The organism is Nocardia sp. NPDC049220 (assembly GCF_040647855.1).
Lineage (GTDB): Bacteria > Actinomycetota > Actinomycetes > Mycobacteriales > Mycobacteriaceae > Nocardia.
On sequence record NZ_JBEZDA010000009.1, the window covers coordinates 217,387 to 237,635 of the forward strand.

General features: G+C 66.1%; 18 protein-coding genes and 1 pseudogene. 16 read left to right on the forward strand and 3 right to left on the reverse strand.

Features of this window, described 5'->3' with window-relative positions; all coding sequences use genetic code 11:
* Window positions 1–48 precede the first annotated feature (48 nt).
* Window positions 49–150, reverse strand: coding sequence for an Ms4527A family Cys-rich leader peptide (locus AB0C34_RS20775; protein ID WP_357075208.1), 102 nt, complete (start codon window positions 148–150; stop codon window positions 49–51).
* Between the two features lie 116 nt (window positions 151–266).
* Here AB0C34_RS20775 and hemW point away from each other — a divergent pair, with 116 nt between their 5' ends.
* Both hemW and AB0C34_RS20785 read left to right on the forward strand, forming a co-directional pair.
* Window positions 267–1,556: a radical SAM family heme chaperone HemW gene (gene hemW, locus AB0C34_RS20780; RefSeq protein ID WP_357075211.1), complete on the forward strand. Its 1,290-nt coding sequence runs from the start codon at window positions 267–269 to the stop codon at window positions 1,554–1,556.
* Between the two features lie 203 nt (window positions 1,557–1,759).
* Window positions 1,760–1,972: a hypothetical protein gene (locus AB0C34_RS20785; RefSeq protein ID WP_357075214.1), complete on the forward strand. Its 213-nt coding sequence runs from the start codon at window positions 1,760–1,762 to the stop codon at window positions 1,970–1,972.
* 6 nt (window positions 1,973–1,978) lie between these two features.
* On the opposite strand, the gene AB0C34_RS20790 is transcribed toward AB0C34_RS20785, so the two are convergent.
* Window positions 1,979–2,944 (reverse strand): helix-turn-helix domain-containing protein, encoded by a 966-nt coding sequence (locus AB0C34_RS20790; RefSeq protein WP_357075217.1) that lies wholly within the window; start codon window positions 2,942–2,944, stop codon window positions 1,979–1,981.
* Window positions 2,945–3,122: 178 nt separating this feature from the next.
* Here AB0C34_RS20790 and AB0C34_RS20795 point away from each other — a divergent pair, with 178 nt between their 5' ends.
* From AB0C34_RS20795 to AB0C34_RS20825, 7 genes are all read left to right on the forward strand, one after another.
* The gene (locus tag AB0C34_RS20795) at window positions 3,123–3,941 is read left to right on the forward strand and encodes an alpha/beta hydrolase (RefSeq protein ID WP_357075220.1); all 819 of its coding nucleotides are present in this window, start codon (window positions 3,123–3,125) and stop codon (window positions 3,939–3,941) included.
* Window positions 3,942–3,975: 34 nt separating this feature from the next.
* Window positions 3,976–4,797: an alpha/beta hydrolase gene (locus AB0C34_RS20800; RefSeq protein WP_357075223.1), complete on the forward strand. Its 822-nt coding sequence runs from the start codon at window positions 3,976–3,978 to the stop codon at window positions 4,795–4,797.
* A 34-nt stretch (window positions 4,798–4,831) separates the two neighbouring features.
* On the forward strand, window positions 4,832–5,620 hold the full coding sequence (locus AB0C34_RS20805; RefSeq protein ID WP_357075292.1) for an alpha/beta hydrolase: 789 nt from the start codon (window positions 4,832–4,834) through the stop codon (window positions 5,618–5,620).
* Between the two features lie 96 nt (window positions 5,621–5,716).
* Entirely contained in the window at window positions 5,717–6,637 is a 921-nt protein-coding gene (locus tag AB0C34_RS20810) for an LLM class flavin-dependent oxidoreductase (RefSeq protein ID WP_357075226.1), read from the forward strand.
* A gap of 192 nt (window positions 6,638–6,829) precedes the next feature.
* Window positions 6,830–7,861 (forward strand): heat-inducible transcriptional repressor HrcA, encoded by a 1,032-nt coding sequence (hrcA, locus tag AB0C34_RS20815; RefSeq protein ID WP_357075229.1) that lies wholly within the window; start codon window positions 6,830–6,832, stop codon window positions 7,859–7,861.
* A gap of 150 nt (window positions 7,862–8,011) precedes the next feature.
* Window positions 8,012–9,169: a molecular chaperone DnaJ gene (gene dnaJ / locus AB0C34_RS20820; protein ID WP_357075232.1), complete on the forward strand. Its 1,158-nt coding sequence runs from the start codon at window positions 8,012–8,014 to the stop codon at window positions 9,167–9,169.
* Window positions 9,170–9,910 carry a 16S rRNA (uracil(1498)-N(3))-methyltransferase gene (locus tag AB0C34_RS20825; protein ID WP_357075235.1) on the forward strand — a complete coding sequence of 247 codons (741 nt, stop codon included), beginning with the start codon at window positions 9,170–9,172 and terminating at the stop codon, window positions 9,908–9,910.
* Between the two features lie 91 nt (window positions 9,911–10,001).
* Here the strand turns inward: AB0C34_RS20825 and AB0C34_RS20830 are convergent, their stop codons facing one another.
* Complete coding sequence (locus tag AB0C34_RS20830) at window positions 10,002–11,222, reverse strand: MFS transporter (RefSeq protein WP_357075237.1); 1,221 nt, start codon at window positions 11,220–11,222, stop codon at window positions 10,002–10,004.
* Window positions 11,223–11,321: 99 nt separating this feature from the next.
* Here AB0C34_RS20830 and AB0C34_RS20835 point away from each other — a divergent pair, with 99 nt between their 5' ends.
* The 7 genes and pseudogenes from AB0C34_RS20835 to AB0C34_RS20865 form a co-directional block, all read left to right on the forward strand.
* On the forward strand, window positions 11,322–12,224 hold the full coding sequence (locus AB0C34_RS20835; RefSeq protein ID WP_357075240.1) for a LysR family transcriptional regulator: 903 nt from the start codon (window positions 11,322–11,324) through the stop codon (window positions 12,222–12,224).
* Between the two features lie 156 nt (window positions 12,225–12,380).
* A complete protein-coding gene (locus AB0C34_RS20840) occupies window positions 12,381–14,519 on the forward strand; it encodes a PhoH family protein (RefSeq protein WP_357075295.1) in 2,139 nt (712 codons plus the stop codon).
* Between the two features lie 62 nt (window positions 14,520–14,581).
* Window positions 14,582–15,136 (forward strand): rRNA maturation RNase YbeY, encoded by a 555-nt coding sequence (ybeY, locus tag AB0C34_RS20845; RefSeq protein WP_357075243.1) that lies wholly within the window; start codon window positions 14,582–14,584, stop codon window positions 15,134–15,136.
* On the forward strand, window positions 15,133–16,497 hold the full coding sequence (locus AB0C34_RS20850; protein ID WP_357075246.1) for a hemolysin family protein: 1,365 nt from the start codon (window positions 15,133–15,135) through the stop codon (window positions 16,495–16,497). Before ybeY ends, AB0C34_RS20850 begins: the two co-directional genes overlap by 4 nt.
* Window positions 16,494–16,823, forward strand: a pseudogene (locus tag AB0C34_RS20855) (cytidine deaminase); the annotation flags it as partial. The gene AB0C34_RS20850 and the pseudogene AB0C34_RS20855, both read left to right, overlap by 4 nt.
* Before the next feature lie 121 nt (window positions 16,824–16,944).
* Window positions 16,945–17,871: a GTPase Era gene (gene era / locus AB0C34_RS20860; protein ID WP_357075249.1), complete on the forward strand. Its 927-nt coding sequence runs from the start codon at window positions 16,945–16,947 to the stop codon at window positions 17,869–17,871.
* A gap of 830 nt (window positions 17,872–18,701) precedes the next feature.
* The coding region (locus tag AB0C34_RS20865) for a condensation domain-containing protein (protein WP_357075252.1) at window positions 18,702–20,249 on the forward strand (1,548 nt) is incomplete at its 3' end.

A 20,249-nucleotide genomic window follows, 5' to 3' on the forward strand; every position in this document is an offset into this window, starting at 1 on the left:
TCGGGGGTGTCGGGAATCGCCAGGATCCGGACTGCGGGTGCCGTTGAGCTACCGGGAGAAACCGGGCAGACAGCACGCACTACAGACGCGCTGGTAATCGACGTGGCGGCGTGCCACAAGTCGTACTCCCAATGCGCGCATGGTGGCCATTGTGCCATGTCAGCGGTGACCATCCGACCCCGCGGTCATATTTTCCGCGATCTCGAGGGAAATTCCCTGGACCGGTGACCTGGTTTGTGACGGCAGTCATATCTCAGCACCTCCGAATGCGTCCGCGGGATCGCACTCGAGGCGACCGCCTCCCGCCCGGCGATGAGCACCGTCGAACCGCGGTCCACACTGGACGGGTGAGTTCAGTTGCTGCTGTCCCGCTCGGCGCCGACGCGTCGGCGCCGACGCTCGGTGATTTCGGGAACGGCCCGTTCGGAATCTATGTGCACGTTCCGTTCTGCGCGACGCGGTGCGGATACTGCGACTTCAACACCTACACCGCCGGGGAGCTGGGTACCTCGGCCTCGCCGCAGTCCTGGCTGGAGGCGTTGCGCGGGGAGTTGGCGACGGCCGCGCGCCAGTTCGCCGCATTACCGACCGCGACCCCGGAGGTCGCCACGATCTTCGTCGGTGGTGGGACGCCCTCGCTGCTCGGCGGCGCCGGGCTCGCCGCGGTGCTCGACGCGGTTCGCGGCGAATTCACCCTCGCGGCCGACGCCGAGGTGACCACGGAGTCGAATCCGGAATCCACCTCGCCGGAATTTTTCGAGCGTATCCGACAAGCCGGGTTCACCCGGGTGTCACTGGGCATGCAGTCGGCCGCGGCACACGTGCTGAAGGTGCTCGACCGCACACACACCCCCGGCCGTGCGGTGGGCGCCGCGCGCGAGGCCCGCGCCGCCGGGTTCGCGCACGTGAATCTGGACTTGATCTACGGGACGCCGGGCGAGACCGATGCCGATCTCGACGCCAGCCTGGACGCGGTGCTCGGCGCGGGCGTCGATCATGTCTCGGCCTATTCGCTGATTGTGGAGGACGGCACCGCGTTGGCCCGCCGGGTACGTCGCGGGGAACTGCCCGCACCGGATGACGATGTCCTCGCCGCACGCTACGAACGCATCGATGCCCGGCTCGGCGCGGCCGGGTTCGGCTGGTACGAGGTATCGAACTGGGCGGCGGGTGACGACTCGGTCTGCCGCCACAACCTCGGCTATTGGGATGGCGGCGACTGGCTCGGCGCGGGGCCCGGGGCGCACAGTCACGTCGGCGGAGTGCGCTGGTGGAATGTGAAACACCCTGCGCGCTACGCGGATCGGGTCGCCCAGGGCGGGTTGCCCGCCGCGGGCTGGGAGGCACTCGGCGACGACGAACGATATCTGGAGCGCGTCATGCTCGCCGTCCGGTTGCGCACCGGCTTGCCGTTGGCCGACCTCGATGCATCCGGAACGGCGGCAGCGGAGCGGGTCGTGGCCGATGGTCTCGCGCACCGATCGGGTGATCGGCTCGTACTCACCGATCGTGGTCGTCTGCTCGCCGACGGCGTGGTCCGCGACCTGCTGGGCTGACAACTCCGCTGCACGAGATCCGGCGCTCGGCTCGGCGATGGAGATGCCGAATCGCACGCACCGCGGGTCGACCATGCCACGACGCACCACCGCGAGCGAGCCCGGTTCGCTGCAGATTGTGAAATTTTCACGAAATGCCCCTTCGGTTCCGGTATCGCGGTGGAGGTGCGCCGCGTAGGCTGCCAGCAACCCCAAGGAGAACAATGGCGTCGGCACGACACATCACTCTTATCCATGAGCAGGGCGAGTTCGCCGAGGCGCGGGCAGCGGAAAAAGCGGAAAACGCGCGCCAGAGCGCCGTCGCCGCCCGCACTGTCGCCAGTTATTCGCAGAACGCCGACGACTGCCAGTCGTTATTGGCGATGCTCGGCCTCGATGCCCTCGCGGGTAAGCAGGCGAAGCTCGGTCGCGGCTAGGTCAGGTCACGGTTCGCGTTCGGCTGTCGCGATCGTGCGCCATTCCCGCGGCGGCAGTCCGTAGGCGGCGCGAAAGCGCCTGGCGAAATGTGACGGATCGCGAAAACCCCAGCGCCGTGCGATCATCGAGATCGTACGGTGCCTGTTGTCCGGCTTGGTCAGGTCCTCGCGCACCTGTTCGAGCCGCTGACTGATGATCCACTGTTCCAGGCTGTAGTCCGCGTTCGCGCAGATCTTGTACAGCTGCCGGACCGACATGTTGTGTGCCCTGGCGATCTGTTCCGCGCCGAGGTCGGGATCGGCCAGGCTGCGTCGAACGTAGGCGCGAATCCGGGACAGCACGATGTCCGAAGCGACGACGGCGCCGCTGCCGTCGTCGCTGCCCGCCGACAACAGCAGCCCACGGATCAATTCGATACTGGCACAGCCCGACAGCGCGGCCGCCGGATCGGTGCTGAGCGCGTCGGCGTCGGTGGTGAGCGCGACGATGTGGTTGGCAACCAGCCGATAGTGCGGGCTGTCCTGCACTCGGGTCGCGGCTTGACGAATCAGCTCGGCCGAGAGGCCGAGCTGATCGAGCGGCACGTGCAGGCAGGTGGATGTGCCCTCACCTCGCCAGCTGAAGTCGTAGGGCGCGTTCAGGTCCATGACGTGCAGGTCGCCCGGCTGGATCACACGCTGCACGCTGCCCTGCTCGTATCTGCCGTTGCCCGCCTGCTGCACGGCGACGGCCAGTACCGGAGCGGGCGAGCAGCGCACCTGCTTCGGTGTGCGAATCAGCTGGATCCCCGAGGTACGCGCACGGAAGACGCTCGCTTCGCCGAACTGCCACACATCGAACGTGGCATGCACTCGGTCCTCGGGCGGGTCGAGGACGACGTGGGAGGGGACCGACGCTTCCTGCATCGCGGCAGCCACCGCGCCCACCCGCTCGTGTGGCGCGATGGTGTCCGAATCGAACACGACCGTCATGGCAGCCTCCGTCGCAATTGAGACAGATTTGACAATCGTCGCACGTCCGGCGGGTTTCGGGACGTGCATTCTGAGCCAACGATCGTGCACGGACAGTCCTTTTTCCGGCCACTGCCCGTCATACGCTGTCGAACGGTGATCCACGTGGGGTCGAATCCCGTTCGCTCGAGGAGGCCAAGTGTCGCGACCACGATCACGTCCGGTCGTATTCATTCACGGCTTGGGGATGCACAGCAGCAGTTGGTCGCCTTGGCTCGAACTATTCGATGCCGAGGGTTATCAGGTGTCGGCGCCGGGGTGGCCTGGCGACGGCGAGACGCCGGAGGCGACGCGGATCAATTCCGAGTCGCTCAACAATCGTGGCATCGCCGAGGTCACCGATCACTATGCGGAGATCATCTCCGAGTTGCCGATGCCGCCGGTCGTCATCGGGCACTCCATCGGTGGACTGATCGCACAAAAACTGCTCGGTACCGGGTTCGCCAGCGGGTGCGTCGCGATCGCGCCCGCACAGTTCAAAGGGGTTCTGACCCTCCCCGCGGTGCGGCCGCGGAGCATGTTATCCGTTGTGGGTCGGCCGTGGCTGCGCACCAAGACGTGGTCGCACACGGCCGACACTTATCACCGTGCCTTCGCCAACGGGATATCTCGGGTGGAATCCGACCGGCTGTTCGCCGACTACGCCATCCCCGCGCCGGGACTGCCGCTGTTTCAGGCGGGTCTGGCCAATGTCATGCCACGGAGCGAAGCGGCCGTGGACACCCGCAGCGAGCGGGGCCCGTTGCTGATGTTCGCGGGCGGCCTCGACCGGACCGTGCCCGAGGCCACCGTGCGGTCGGCCTACCGAATCCAGCGCCGCAATCCGGCGGTGACCGAACTCGTGGTGCTCGCCGACCGCGGGCACTGCATGACCGCCGACCACGGGTGGCGTGAACTCGGCGATACCGCGTTGGAATTCCTCGCCGGAAACCTGCCAGCAGGCCCCGGCGAGACGTAGTCCATTCGTTTGTTCCAGACCGAAGGAGCACGTCATGCCAACAATCACGACGACCGATGACGTGGATATCTACTACAAGGACTGGGGTTCGGGGCGTCCAGTGGTGTTCAGCCACGGATGGCCGCTGACCGGCGATGTGTGGGACAACCAGATGTACCTGATGGCGAGCAACGGCTATCGGGCCATCGCGCATGACCGTCGTGGCCACGGCCGGTCCAGCCAGGTCTGGGACGGACACGATATGGACCACTACGCCGACGATCTCGGCGCAATACTCAACGAACTGGAACTCACCGACGTCGTGCTGGTCGGGCACTCGACCGGTGGCGGCGAGGTCACCAGGTACCTATCCAGACATGGCACCTCCCGGGTCACGAAAGCCGTTCTGCTCGCGGCGGTTCCGCCACTGATGCTGCAGACCGAGGCGAATCCGGAAGGTCTTCCGATCGAGGTCTTCGACGATCTTCGGGCCGCCCTGGCCGCCGATCGATCCCAGTTCTACAAAGATCTCACCACTGCCTTCTATGGTGCCGATCGCGCGGGATCAACTGTCTCGCAGTGCCTTCGGGATCAGTTCTGGCTGATGGGCATGCAGGTCGGCCTCAATGGCGCGCTCGAGTGCATCAGAGCGTTCTCCGAGACCGATTTCACCGCGGAACTACCGATCATCGACATCCCGATCCTGGTCGGGCACGGGGACGACGACCAGATCGTCCCGTTCGTCGACGCGGCCCCCAAGACCGTGTCGCTGCTCCCGCAAGGTCAACTCAAGGTGTATCCGGGTGCGCCGCACGGCCTGTGTGGCGCCTACGAGCAGGAATTCAACGCCGACCTGCTCGACTTCGTGAAGAACTGAGAAAGGTGGAAACCTCGTGAAGCGCAGGCGGACCATGCGCGGCATTGTGGCCGCGCTCGCGCTGGCTGTCACCACCACCGCCGTGGCGGGCGCGCCCGCGCAGGGTCAGGCGCTGCCCACCATCGTGCTGGTGCACGGCGCCTTCGCCGACGCCACCAGTTGGGACGGTGTCGCCGCTCTGCTGCGTCACCGCGGCTATCACGTGGTGACGCCGGACAACCCGCTGCGCGGCCCGGCCAAGGACGCCGCCGCCATCCAGCGCACGCTGGACACCCTCTCCGGTCCCGTGGTGCTCGTCGGCCACTCCTATGGCGGTTTCGTGATCAGCAACGTGCACGACCCGAAGGTCGAATCCCTCGTCTACGTAGCTGCTTTCGCGCCGGCGCAGGGCGAGGTGGCGCAGTCTGCCCTCGACCCGATCCGGTTTCCGGGAAGTCAGCTGCTGCCGCCCACGCTCCAGGCGGCGATCGTCGACGACGCAGAGGGCCTCGCGGGCAAGAACATCGACGGCTACATCGCGCCCGACCGCTTCGATGCCGTCTTCGCTCAGGATGTCGACTCCGCGACCGCCGCGCAGATGATCGCCCACCAGCGTTCCATCGCGTTGGCGGCCAATATCGAACCCTCCGGACCGACCTCATGGTCCAGCACCCCCAGCTGGTACCTGGTCTCGGGGGCGGACCATGTGATCCCGCCCGCGTCCCAGCGCTTCATGGCCCAGCGGATGGGTGCGCGGACCGCTGAGATCAACTCCTCGCACGCCTCGTTGGTCTCCCGCCCCGAGGACGTGACCGCCGTCATCGAATCCGCTGTTTTCCGCTGACCGCCTCGGCCCGAGCGGGACATTTCGTCTGGTGTCACGGTCAGGTCGGGCCGGGGTGCGGTCCGCTTGTCGTCGGGGGGAGATAGGGTCGGCGTCATGCACTATGGCATCTCGGTTCCACAACTCGTCGCCGACGGGATGTTCCAGCCGACCGAGTTGCGCGGCTATCTGGACCGTGCCGAGGAACTCGGCTTCGAGAGCGCGTGGATGACCGAGCAGCTGCTCGGATCGTCCCCCAATCTGAGCCCACTCGAGACGTTGGCGTTCGCGGCGGCCTGCAATCAGCGGTTGCGGCTCGGTTGCGCCGTATTCGTCACGCCCCTGCACAACCCGGTGCACCTGGCGAAACGGATTGCCACGCTGGATCAGCTCAGTCGCGGGCGTCTCGAGGTCGGCGTGGGCATCGGCGGACGCAACCGGATGTTCACCGCATTCGACGTCGACCCCGACGACAACCTCGTGGCCCGCTTCACCGAGGGGCTGCAGGTCATGAAGGCGCTCTGGACGCAGCCCACAGTCGACATCGATGGCCAGTTCTGGCAGCTGAGCGGTGCCGCTATCGAGCCCAAGCCGTTCCAGAAGCCGCACCCGCCGCTCTGGTTCGGCGGCCGTCGTCCCGCCGCCCTGCGGCGCGCCGTGCGGCACGGCCACGGTTTCTTCGGGGCGGGGTCGACCACCACGGCGGAGTTCGCCGAGCAGGTCCAGGTCGTTCGCACCGCACTCGCCGACGCCGGCAGGGAGACAACGAACTTCCGCATCGTCAAACGCGTCTACATCGCTGTCGACGACGACGCCGACCGGGCCCGTTCACGAATGTCCGAAGTACTGATCACCCAATACGGTGCGTACGGTAAGAGTCTTCTTCCCGTGGCTGTCTGCGGCCCACCCGCCGCCTGCATCGAGGGCCTGCGCGAGGTAGCGGCGGCAGGAGCCGAAATGATCCTGATCAACCCCCTGTTCGACTCGGCTGCCCAGATGGAGCGGATCGCCGCAGAGGTGCTTCCACACGTAGGTTGAGGGTCTATTCCCAGTCGGCGAATCGCTGCCCGCGCTGGAAATCACCAGTTACGCCGGGAGGTCACGCCTCCCGCAGGCCATTAGACTGGATAAATAGACGAAACCGGAATTCGCCAGAACTTGTGTGATAGGACGGGGGCGTCGGCTCGTGGGCACCGCGAGAGTGGAGACGAGAGCGGAGGAGGTGGGCCGATGTCGAGCACCGAGGATCGGCGCTTCGAGGTCCTGCGCGCGATCGTCGCGGACTATGTCGCGACCAAGGAGCCGATCGGGTCGAAGTCGTTGGTCGACCGACACAACCTGGGAGTTTCCAGCGCGACCGTGCGCAACGACATGGCGGTGTTGGAGGCCGAGGGCTACATCACCCAGCCGCACACCAGTTCCGGTCGGATCCCGACCGATAAGGGCTATCGCCAGTTCGTGGATCGGATCTCGGAGGTGAAGCCGCTGTCGCCCGCAGAACGCAGGGCGATCATGGAATTTCTCGAGTCGGGTGTCGACCTCGATGACGTGTTGCGGCGTGGTGTGCGGCTACTGGCCCAGCTGACCAGGCAGGTCGCGGTAGTGCAGTACCCGACGGTATCGGCGTCCACGGTCCGCCACATCGAGGTTGTCGCACTCAACCCCGCGCGGTTGCTGCTGGTGGTGATCACCGACACCGGCCGGGTCGACCAACGGTTGGTGGAGCTCGGCGCGGTGGTCGATGAGGAGGATCTGGCCGCGCTGCGCGGCATGCTCGGCGGCGCGATGGACGGCAAACGCTTGGCCTCGGCCTCGGCGGCGGTCGCCGAACTGCCCGAGCACGCGCCGCAACGACTACGCGATGTGTTGATCCGGGTGTCCACCGTGCTGGTCGAGACGCTGGTGGAACATCCCGAGGAGCGGTTGGTGCTCGGCGGCACGGCCAATCTCACTCGCAACGCGGCCGACTTCGGTTTCCCCGGCTCACTACGCTCGGTGCTGGAGGCGCTGGAGGAGCAGGTGATCGTGCTCAAGCTGCTGGCCGCGGCCCAGCATCCCGGAACGGTGACGGTGCGGATCGGTGAAGAGACGCAGGTCGAGCAAATGCGCGGTACTTCGGTGGTGTCCACTGGCTACGGTGCGGCCGGTGCGGTGCTCGGCGGCATGGGCGTGCTCGGCCCGACCCGAATGGACTATCCGGGAACGATCGCTTCGGTGGCGGCCGTCGCCCGATACATCGGCGAGGTCCTCGCCGAGCGCTGAGCGTGACATGGTCGGACACGCCACTGATACGCTCGCTCTTTCGGCCGGATAAAGTTGAGTGGACAAGACTAATGCTGTTGTCAGCGTGCGGTGAACGCGGTGCGGGCACCGGCGGCACTGTCGAGAACGCCTAAGGACTAGAGAGCTCAAGTGGCACGGGATTACTACGGACTACTCGGCGTCGCGAAGAACGCGACCGACCAGGAGATCAAGCGGGCATACCGCAAGCTGGCGCGTGAGCTCCACCCCGACGTCAACCCGGACGAAGCGGCGCAGGCCAAGTTCAAGGAAGTGTCGAGCGCCTACGAGGTGCTGTCCGACGCGGAGAAGCGGCGCATCGTCGACCTGGGTGGCGACCCGCTGGAATCCGGTGGCGGCGGTGGCGGCTTCAACGGCGCGGGCTTCGGTGGGCTGGGCGACGTATTCGAGGCGTTCTTCGGTGGCATGAGCGGAGCGGGCGGAGGCGGGCAACGCAAGGCGCGTGGTCGCGTCCAGCCGGGCGCCGATTCGCTGATTCGTACCCGGCTCAGCCTGGCCGAATGCGCGGTCGGCGTCACCAAGCACTTGACCGTGGACACGGCGATCCTGTGCGACATCTGCCAGGGCGCGGGCACCAACGGCAAGTCCAAGCCGGTGCGCTGCGAGACCTGTGGCGGCGTCGGTGAGGTGCAGTCCGTGCAGCGGTCGTTCCTCGGCCAGGTGCTGACCTCGCGTCCGTGCCCGACCTGCCGCGGTGCGGGTGAGACCATCCCGGATCCGTGCCACAAATGTGGTGGCGACGGCCGGGTGCGCGCGCGTCGCGAGATCGCCGCGCCGATTCCCGCCGGCGTCGCGAACGGTATGCGGGTGCGGCTGGCCGCGCAGGGCGAGGTGGGGCCGGGAGGCGGGCACGCGGGCGACCTGTACGTCGAGGTCGTCGAGCAGCCGCACGATGTCTTCGTCCGCGACGGTGACGACTTGCACTGCACCATCCGCGTGCCGATGGTCGACGCCGCGCTGGGCACCACGGTCGTGATCGACACCATCCTGGACGGCCCCACCGAGTTGACCGTCGCGCCGGGCACCCAGCCGGGCGAAGTCTCGGTGCTGCGCGGTCACGGCATGCCGCGTCTGCGCTCCGGCGCGCGCGGCGATCTGCTCGCGCATCTGGACATCGTGATCCCGGCCAAGTTGGACAGCAAGCAGGCCGAAGCGCTGCGCAAATACAAAGGCATGCGCGAGCGGGAGCAGGCGGAGGTGATGTCGGCGCAGTCCGAGCACAACAGCGGCCTGTTCGCCCGGCTGCGCGCGTCGTTCAGCGGGCGCTAGTTGGCCGCGACGGTCTTCTACCTCGACGAGGTGCCCGCACCGGGCGCGATCGCGGTGCTCGACGGTCACGAGGGCAGGCACGCCGCGACGGTTCGCCGTATCCGGGTCGGCGAACCGATCACGCTCTCCGACGGACGCGGCGTGCTCGCGGAATCGGAGGTCGTCGCCGCGCAGCGGGACCGGCTCGAATTGGCGGTGCGCAATCGGGTACTGGCCGCCGCGCCGACACCGCGGGTGACGGTCGTGCAGGCGATCCCGAAATCCGACCGATCGGAGTTGGCCGTCGAACTCATGACCGAGGCGGGCGCCGACGCCATCGTTCCTTGGCAGGCGGCGCGCTGCGTCGCGAACTGGGACGGCAAGGCGGCGAAGGGGGTCGACAAGTGGCGCGCGGCGGCCCGTTCGGCTGCGCGTCAGTCCCGCCGCGCCTACGTCCCGGACGTAGCCGATCTACACCGCACCAACGATCTGCTCGGCGTGGTCCGCACGGCCGTGGCGGACGGCGCCATCATCGCGGCGCTGCACGAATCCGGCAACGCCCGCTTCACCGAACTGGCGTTCGCAGAGGCTTCCGAAATCATGCTGATCGTCGGCCCGGAGGGCGGGCTGGATGATGCGGAATTGACCGCGCTGGCCGAAGCGGGCGCGCGGGTAACCCTGCTCGGCCCGACGGTTCTGCGGACGTCCACTGCCGCGGCGGTCGCCCTCGGCGCGCTCGGCGCTCTCACGCCGCGTTGGTGACGAGCACGGGGCCTGACCGGGTGGCACGTCGCCGGCTGGCGGGTGCCCGACTCGGCTGGGGCCGCCGCTGACTGGTCCGATCGGATCGTGATCAGTCGTGCGCCACCGCGGCGCGCCGTGAATGAATCGTCACTGTGCAGACCAGCATCGCCGCGATCGCGAGAAGAACCACGATGCCGCGGACCAATCCGAGCCACCCACCCCAGGCGTAGGCGACGCCCGCGCCGCCGCCGATGAGCGCGCTGCCCAGGTAGTAGGCGAACAGGTAGAGCGACGACGCAGCGCCCCGGTTGCCCTTCGCGATCGCGCCGACCCATGCGCTCGCCGCGGTGTGCGCACCGAAAAACCCTGCGGTGTAGAGCAAGACACCGAGGATAACGGTGCCGAGGTGGTCGGGAATCGTCACGGCGAGCCCGATCGCCATCACCCCCACCGATGCCGCGAGTACCTGCCCTCTGCCGACCCGATCGGCTAGGCGACCGGACGCCGCCGACGCTGCCGTTCCGGCCAGATACAGCACGAAGACCAGTCCCACCAGCGTCTGCGGCAGTTCGAACGGTGCCGTGGTCAGGCGGTAGCCCAGATAGTTGTAGACCGAGACGAACCCACCCATCAGCACGAAGCCCAACCCGAACAGCGCGCGCAACCCACGGTGGCGTAGCGGTGTCGCAAGATCGCCGAGCATTGTGCGGATTCCGGCGGGCCTGGCCACGAAGCCGCGGGACGGCGGTAGGCGGCGGACGAACCAGAGCGTGCACGCCAGCGCGGCGAGCGAAGCCGCCGCCTGCGCCCACCGCCACGTCGTCATTTCCAAGGCGAACGCCGGGATCAGCCGGCCGGTCAGTCCGCCGAGCGTCGTTCCGGCGACGTAAACGCCCATCGCGGCACCCAGCCCCTCCCCGCCGATCTCCTCGGCGAGGTAGGCCATCGCCACCGCTGGCACGCCGGCCAGCGCGATTCCCTGTAACGCACGACCGGTGAGCAGCAGGTCGAACGAGGGGCTCAGCGTCAGCAGCACGCCGATCGCGGCCGCCGCGACCGCGGAGCCGATCATCACCCTGGTCCGCCCGATCCGGGACGACAGCGCGCCGACCGGAATGATCGCCAGCGCCAGAAATCCGGTGGTGAGCGACACCGCGAGTGCGGCATGTGCCGGTGTGGCGCCGAACGCGGCCGAAAAACTGGGCAGCAGCGCTTGGGCGCTGTACATGGACGCGAACGTCGTCAGTCCCGCGGCGAACAGCGCGATGGTAATCCTGCGTTCGTGCCCGGTGTCCCGCTCGATCGCCGTCTCGTCCTGCGTCGTGGTCATTGCGCCTCCTGCGGTTCAGGATCAGCAACGGCCGCTCGGAAAGGAAATGAATTATAATGGGAAAGTTGATGCACTATGTGCATATAGAGAGGTTGGGCTGTGCTTGGTAAAGATCTGGAGTGGTTCACGACACTCGCCGAACTGGAGCGCGTCGGCGCGGCAGCCGAACGACTGCACATTGCCCAGCCAACGCTCTCGCGCATGCTGGCTCGGCTGGAGCGCAGAATCGGTGTAGAGCTGTTCGACCGGAGCGGAAAGCGCATCACGCTCAACGAGTTCGGCCGGATCTATTACGAGCACGCCCGCCGCGCGCAGTCCGAGTTGGACGCGGCCGAACAGGCCGTCGCCGATCTGGCCGACCCGGCCGAAGGTGTGCTGCGGCTGTCGTTTCAGCATTCGTTCGGTGGGTCGCTGGTGCCGCAGCTGATCAGCGGCTTCCGGCGCGGGTCCGGCCGGATCACGGTCGTGCTGTGGCAGGGCGCCGCCGAGGCGGTGACCAAGCGAGTGCTCGACGGGGATGCCGATCTCGGGATCGTCTCGCCACGCCCTGCGGTCGCAGGGGTCGGCTGGCACACGGTGCTGCGCCAGCCTCTGGTGCTCGCGGTACCCCCGGATCATCGGCTGGCCGGGCGCAGACAGGCTCGGCTCGCCGAGCTGGCCGACGCGGAGTTCGTCACGATGCATCGCGGTTTCGGTATGCGGCGCATCTTCGACGAGATGTGCGCGGCCGCGGACATCCGGCCGAGGATCGCGTTCGAGTCCAGTGATCTGGTCACCGTGGCAGGGCTGGTGTCGGCCGGGTTGGGCGTGGCGATTCTGCCGGGTGCGGACCTGCCATCGGCGGGCCCGCTGTCCGGTCCGGTGGCGGTGCCGCTCGCGGACGCAGGCGCCGCCCGCGCGGTCGGACTGGTCTGGTCGGCAGCCGCGCGACAGTCGGACGCGGTGCGACGCTTTCGTGACTTCACCGAGGATTGGGCGCAGCGGCACGGTGGAATCCCGTGATCACGCTGTGCACCGATAGCGGCTTATTCACTGGGCCGTGTCGGTGCAGCGCGTTAAACTTTTCTCAATACCGCAGAGACGAGACCGGAAAGCAGGCTATAGCCACTTTTGACAACACAAGGCGAGATCGGCGACCCAACTACACCCGCGGCAGGCATCGGTACCGGCGACATCGGTCCGGGCCCCGCAGCTCGCACCGTCCGTTCGAGTATCGAACTCGCTCCCGAATCCGTGTTCCCGTTTCTCGGTTCGGCTGACCAGAATCTGCGTGAGCTGGAGAAACTACTCGACGCCGACATTCATGTCCGTGGCAATTCGGTGACCCTCACCGGTAAGGCGGCCGACGTCGCACTCGCGGAGCGAGTCATCGAGCAGCTGGTCGCGCTCACCGGCCGTAACCGAGTGGTCACCCCGGAGGCGGTGCGCCACACCGTATCGATGCTCACCGAGGGGTCCAGTGAGTCCCCGGCGGAGGTGCTCAGCCTGGACATCCTGTCCCGGCGCGGCAAGACCATTCGGCCGAAGACGCTCAACCAGAAGCGCTACGTCGACGCGATCGACGCCAACACCATCGTGTTCGGCATCGGCCCCGCCGGTACCGGCAAGACTTATCTCGCGATGGCCAAGGCCGTCCAGGCGTTGCAGTCCAAGCAGGTCAACCGAATCATCCTCACCCGCCCCGCGGTAGAGGCGGGGGAGCGGCTCGGCTTCCTGCCCGGCACGCTGAACGAGAAGATCGATCCATACCTGCGCCCGCTCTACGACGCGCTGCACGACATGATGGATCCGGAGGCCATTCCGAAGCTGATGGCGGCCGGTGTCATCGAGGTGGCGCCGCTGGCGTATATGCGCGGCCGTGCGCAGCCGCTTCACACGAAGGTTTTGACCCCAGACGGCTTTCGTCCGATCGGTGGGCTTCGGGTCGGCGACCTCGTCATAGGCTCGGACGGATGTCCGACCGAGGTACTGGGCGTCTACCCACAAGGTTTCAAAGAGATCTACCGCGTTTACACGCAGGATGGCGCTTCGACGCTTGCGTCGGGTGATCACCTTTGGTCGGTGTACACACGTTCCGATCGTCGTCGGGGCAAACCGCCGCGTGTGCTGCAAACCAAGGAGATGATCGGCAACCTGCGGGCAGCGCACGACCATCGCTACGAACTACCGCTACTGAGCGAGCCTGTTCGTTTCGAGTCGCGCGCGGTGCCGATGGATCCGTACGCGTTGGGATTGTTGCTCGGTGACGGCTGCTTGACATGCACGACGACGCCAACCTTCGCGACCAATGACCCCGAACTGGCAGCAGTGCTCGAGCGTGCGATCCCCGGTATCGTGGCGCGCCGGAAGTCTGGCGTCGACTACGCACTCAACCGAGTCAGGCACCCCGGTGAGTCGATCACAGTCGCCAATCCGGTTACCCAGGTCGCTCGTCAGCTGGGTCTGGCTGGTACCCGATCCGATACGAAATTCGTTCCGAGTGAGTACCTGTTCAATGACCATCAGGTCAGGTTGGGTGTTCTGCAGGGACTGCTCGACTCGGATGGTGGTCCGGTTACTCAACGCGGTCGCAACTGCCGTATCCAATACACGACCGTGTCGGATCGGCTGCGAGACGACGTCATATTCCTTGTCCAGTCGCTGGGAGGGATCGTCAATCTTCGGACGAGGGCTGCTGAGGGTCGACGACCAGGCTTGGCGAATGGGCGAGCGGTTGAGCATCGGTCGGACGCGCACATCCTTGAAATTCGATTGCCAGAAGGTGTCGCGCCGTTCCGCCTGGTTCGCAACGCAGCAAAGTATCAGGAGTCCAGCGGTGGTCGGCCGATGCGCTTCATCGACCGAATCGAGCCTGTCGGCACTGAGGAGGCGGTGTGCATTCGTGTTGCTGCCGCCGACTCGTTGTATGTCACCGAAGACTTCCTGCTCACACACAACACCCTCAACGACTCATTCATCATTCTGGACGAGGCCCAGAACACCACGGCCGAGCAGATGAAGATGTTCCTGACCCGGCTCGGCTTCGGCTCGAAGATCGTGGTCACCGGTGACGTCACTCAGGTCGATCTGCCGAATGGGGCGCGGTCCGGTCTGCGTGCGGCATCGGAAATCCTCACCGAAATCGATGACATTCACTTCGCGCTGCTGACCAGCAGTGACGTCGTGCGGCATCGGCTTGTCTCGGACATCGTCGACGCCTACGAGCGGTTCGAGGCCGATTCGCGTCCGCAGGTCGCCGCGCACTACGGCGGCAATCGGGCGCAGCGGCGCGCCGCGAGCCGGGCGGACCGGCGCTAACTCGTCTCGTCGGGCGGGGCTCCGCTCCGGCCGGACGATCGCCGGGATCGTAGGCTATTCGGGTGAGCATCGAGATCGCCAACGAGTCGGGTATCGACGTGCCCGAAGAAGACCTGGTCAGCGTCGCGCGGTTCGTGATCGACCGGATGGATGTCCATCCGGCGGCGGAGCTGTCGATGGTGCTCGTCGATCTCGACACCATGGCCGACCTGCACATGCGCTGGATGGACCTGCCCGGCCCGACCGATGTCATGTCCTTCCCGATGGACGAACTCGAGCCGGGCGGGCGTCCCGACAGCCCGGAGCCCGGCCCGTCCATGTTGGGTGACATCGTGTTGTGCCCGGAGTTCGCCGCGGGCCAGGCGCACAAGGCCGACCATTCGCTCAACCAAGAACTGGCGCTGCTCACGGTGCATGGCGTGCTCCATCTGCTCGGCTACGACCACGCCGAGCCCGAGGAAGAGAAGGAAATGTTCGCGCTACAGGCTCGGCTGCTCGAAGAGTGGTATGAGAGCTTGCGGGAAGCGCGGCGGCGTGCCGAACTCGCCGAGCGGGATGCGCGGTTGCTGGGCAAGGCGGGCTTCACCACACCGGGTGATTCCCTGGGACCCGCGTGAATGCACCGACCCTTGTTCTGCTCGCGGTCTTGCTCGTACCGGTGGGCGGGATGTTCGCTGCGGTCGATTCGGCGCTGAACACGATCTCGCCGGCCCGGGTCGAGGATCTGGTCCGCGCTGACCGGCCCGGTGCGGTGCGGTTGACCCGGATCGTCGCGGATCGGGCTCGCTATGTGAATTTGATGGTTTTGCTGCGCATTCTGTGCGAGATCGGCGCCACGGTGCTGCTGGCGGCGGGCCTCATCGCGATTTGGGCGGACGATTGGGCGTTGCTGGTCACCGCGCTGGTAATGGTGCTGGTGTCCTATGTGGTGATCGGCGTCGGCCCGCGCACGCTCGGGCGTCAGCACGCCTATTCGATCGCGCTGACCGCCGCGCTGCCGCTGCACTTCATCGGCGCGCTACTCGGCCCGCTCAGCAGGCTACTGATCCTGATCGGTAACGCGATCACCCCGGGTAAGGGCTTCCGCAACGGCCCGTTCGCCTCCGAGATCGAATTGCGGGAGGTGGTCGAGATGGCGAGCGAGCGCGGCGTGGTGGCCGACGACGAACGTCGAATGATCCAGTCGGTCTTCGAACTCGGCGACACCCCGGCTCGTGCGGTCATGGTGCCGCGTACCGAGATGGTCTGGATCGAGGCGGACAAGACCGCGGCGCAGGCGATGTCGCTGGCGGTGCGGTCCGGGCATTCGCGGATCCCGGTGGTCGGTGAGAATGTCGACGACATCCTCGGCGTGGTCTACCTGAAAGACCTGGTGCCATACGCGTATCGGAGCCGCGAGGTACGGGTGCGCGACGTGATGCGGCCCGCCGTGTTCATGCCCGACTCCAAGCCACTGGACAGTCTGCTCGACGAAATGCAACGCAGGCGCAACCACATGGCGCTGCTGGTGGACGAGTACGGCGGCATCGCCGGCCTCGTGACCATCGAGGATGTACTGGAGGAGATCGTCGGCGAGATCGCTGACGAGTACGACACCGACGAAACCCCGCCCGTCGAGGATCTCGGCGACGGCCGTTACCGGGTGTCGGCCAGGCTGTCGGTCGAGGATCTCGGTGAGCTGTACGGAATGGAGATCGACGAGGACGACGTCGACACCGTCGGCGGACTGCTGGCACACGAGCTGGGCCGGGTGCCGCTACCCGGTTCGAAGGTCGTGGTCCACGGGCTCGTGTTGCGTGGTGAGGGCGGCGCGGACGCGCGCGGACGGATGCGAGTGCACACGGTGGTGGTGCGGGAAGCGGCCCCCCCGGCGCCGGCCGAGAGGCCGAATGGCGACAAGCCCGGTGGCAAGCGGAAGGCCAACGGATCGGAGCGGGAGATCCCCGCCGATCGCAACGAGAACGGAGACCCCGAATGACCGAACTGGACGTCGAGGATACCAAGTTGGTGGTGCTGGCCCGTGCTGCGCTCGGCCGCACCGGCGGCGCGAGCGGTGCGGCGATCCGCGACACCGACGGGCGCACCTACGCCGCCGGCGAGGTGACCCTGACCGCGTTGCGCTTGACCGCACTGCAAGCAGCGGTGGCCGCGGCGATCTCCAGCGGCGCTGAGGGTTTCGAGGCGGCCGCGGCGGTCGGCGGGCGGTTGTCCGACTACGGCGTCGCCGCGGTCCGGGAAGTCTCGGCGGAGGCGCGGATCATCTTCACCGACCGCGACGGCGCGGTGTTCGAGATCGTCGACGATTACGTGGACACTGCCGATTACGTGGACACCGCCGATTACGTGGACACCGCCGATTACGTGGACACCGCCGATTACGTGGACACTGCCGATTCGGTGGCCGCGGACTCCGGCGAGGTGCGCGGTGGCTGACCGGTCCGCGTCGCGCGAGGGCGTCGAATTCCGCTCCGGCTTCGTCTGTTTCGTCGGACGGCCGAACACAGGCAAGTCAACGCTGACCAATGCGTTGGTCGGCGCCAAAATCGCGATCACCTCGTCGCGTCCGCAGACCACCAGGCACACCATTCGCGGCATCGTGCACCGGGAGCACGCCCAGCTGATCCTGGTGGACACGCCAGGCTTGCACCGTCCGCGCACACTGCTCGGTCAGCGTCTGAATGATCTTGTGCGCGACACATATTCGGAAGTCGATGTGATCGCGCTGTGCATTCCGGCCGACGAGAAGATCGGCCCCGGCGACCGCTGGATCGTGCAGCAGATCAAGCAGATGGCGCCGAAGACCACGCTGCTCGGTGTGGTGACGAAGATCGACAAGGTGAGTCGGGACCAGGTCGCCGAACAACTTGTCGGGGTGTGCGAGCTGCTCGGTCCGGACGCCGACGTCGTGCCGGTGTCGGCCGTCAAGGGCGAGCAGGTCGAGGTGCTTGTCGACGTCATCGCCTCGAAGATGCCGGAGGGGCCGGCCTTCTATCCTGACGGCGAGCTGACCGACGAGCCCGAGGAGACGTTGATGGCCGAGCTGATCCGCGAGGCCGCGCTCGAGGGTGTCCGCGACGAATTGCCGCACTCGTTGGCTGTGGTCATCGAGGAGGTGCTGCCTTATGAGGAGCGTGCGGACATGCTGGACGTGCACGCGCTGCTCTACGTCGAGCGGCCGAGCCAGAAGGCCATCGTCATCGGAAAGGGCGGATCTCGCCTGAAAGAGGTCGGCACCAACGCGCGCAAGCAGATCGAGCACATCCTCGGTACCCGGATCTACCTGAACCTGCATGTCAAGGTGGCCAAGGACTGGCAGCGCGACCCGAAGCAACTGGGCAAGTTGGGCTTCTGACCCATTCTCAGCCTCCCGGTTCTCGCTACCGCCGACAAGCCGGCGGCCAGCCGAACGCCTGGTCGACGGGTTTGCCGATGTCGAGGTCCAGTACTACCCACGAGGCGCAGACCGATCACGCGTGCTGTACGCGCTCGACTGCGTCGACTGGCCGGTGGTGTCGGCTCGGTCATGGTGCTCTGGTGCCGAATTCGGCGATTCTGCTGCACGCTGAGGTCCGCGTACTGATAGCGCGGCTCGCTACTCGGGGTGCACGCGATTCGACGATGACCTCTTCTCGGGAGCAATCGAAGAACTCCAACCACAGCGTGTGCGGCTACCCTAGCGATGGGATGTCGCCGCGCTGAGGTCATTCGCGCGGCGCATCCAGGTGGCGTCGAGGGGCACTCGCGTCCGTACGCCTCCCTCCTGAAAACCGTTGGTTTACTGCTCCTTCCGCCAGATATCGCCGGTTCTCGACGGCATATCGGTTCGTCTCAATGCAATTCACGAGCGAACCCGAGTCTCATCGGACGACACCGTCGATATATAGGTCGGGATAGTCATCGTCCTCGTTGTCGATGGCTGCGTGGGAAATGTTGACAAGCCGACCAACAATCGCTGGCGACACTACGATCAGCAATTGAGCGGAGGCGGGATATAATTTATGAGTTGATCTTGATCATGTTGAGCCGCTATTCCTGCCTGCTGCCTCGAATAAATTCTCCAGCACGCGACCGATAGCCCTCGCAGCGTGGCGGTTTTTCGAGGTATGGATTGCGGGATCGGGGGTGTACGCAAACGAACCAGTCGGCTTACACTGAGGGGTGGTCGGGGCTGGAGGTCAAGTCATGACAGTTGTGCGACAGCAGCTTCATCCAGGCCAGGGATCGAACAGAGATTCCGATCTGGATGTGTCGGCGAGACAGCCGGTGCCATTATCTGTGGGGCAGCGTGGGTTGTGGCTGGCGCAGCGGTTGCGCCCCGATGTGCCGATATGTGAGGCGCAGTATATCGAGTTATATGGGGATTTAGATCTCGATTTACTGCGTGAGGTAACGATTCGGGCTGGCCGCGAGTTTCAGTCGGGGTATTTGCGGCTGGTGGAGGTGGGGGGTGAGCCGCATCAGTTGTTCGATCCGTCGCTGGAGTCCGCGGGGCCGCTGATCGACATGCGTGGTGAACCGGATCCTGTGGCGGCGGGTCTGGAGTGGATGCGCCGGGAGTACACCACGCCGTTGGATATGGCGCGGGACCGGTTGGTCGGATCGGCGATTGTGCAGGTCGGGGATCGACATTTCCTGTTGTACAGCAGGATCCATCACGTCGCGTTGGATGGCTACGCCGCCATGATGATCGTGAATCGGATCGCGGAGCTGTACACGGCGGCAGTGGCGGGGAGCGCAGCGGAGCCGAACCGGGCGGCGGACCTGCGTACTCTGTATACGGCCGACCGCACCTACCGGGAGTCGAAACGGTTCGCCAATGATCAGGAATATTGGGCGAACCGACTCGCTGATGTCGAGGACGGGCCGAGTCTCGCCGAGGAGGAAGCGCCCGCGTGCGCGGATAGTGTCGTCGCAGCCGCCGAATTGTCACCGGGGGTGGTGGGGCGGATCGATCATTTCGCGAGAGTGTTGGACGCGAGTCCGGCCGCGGTGGTGATCGCCGCATTCGGATGTTATTTGGCCCGGATGACCGGCCGGGACGACGTTGTCGTCAATATTCCTGTGTTGGGTCGCACCACTGCCGTGTTGCGGCGGTCGGGGGGAGTGTTTGTCAATGTCGCGCCGCTTCCGATTGTTGCGAGTTCGGGGGATACGATCGCCACGCTGGCGGGGCGAGTGCAATCGGATCTGGTGGGCGCGTTACGGCATCAGCGGTTCGGTCTCGCCGACATTCGCGAGGCCGCGGGATATAGCGGACAGCGGCGTTTCGCGGGCCCGATGATAAATGTCATGTTCTTCTCCCAGAAGATCCGATTCGGTTCGATGACCGGGGAGTTTCATATTCTCAGTTCGGGGCCGGTCGAGGATTTGCTGGTCGATTTGTATCAGACCGGGGATCCGCCGCGGACGATTCTGCACTTCATGGCGAATCCGAACCGCTACAGCAGTGCTGAACTGTCGGCGCATTACTCCCGGTTCGTGGAGTTCCTCGACGCGTTCGTCGCTGCTACGCCGGGTACTGATCTCGGGGTGATCCATCCGGACAGCGCCCGTGCGGGTGCGCGGATCCGGCGTCGGCGTGAGAGTTTGGAGTTCTGGCGGAGGACGCTCGCGGACGTTCCGGGGGAATTGAGTTTGCCGTGTGATCGGTCGCGGCCGGTGGTGATGTCTCAGCGGGGTGCTGCTGCCAGTTTTGTGTTGCCTGCGGAGTCGGTGCGGAGGTTGGAACGT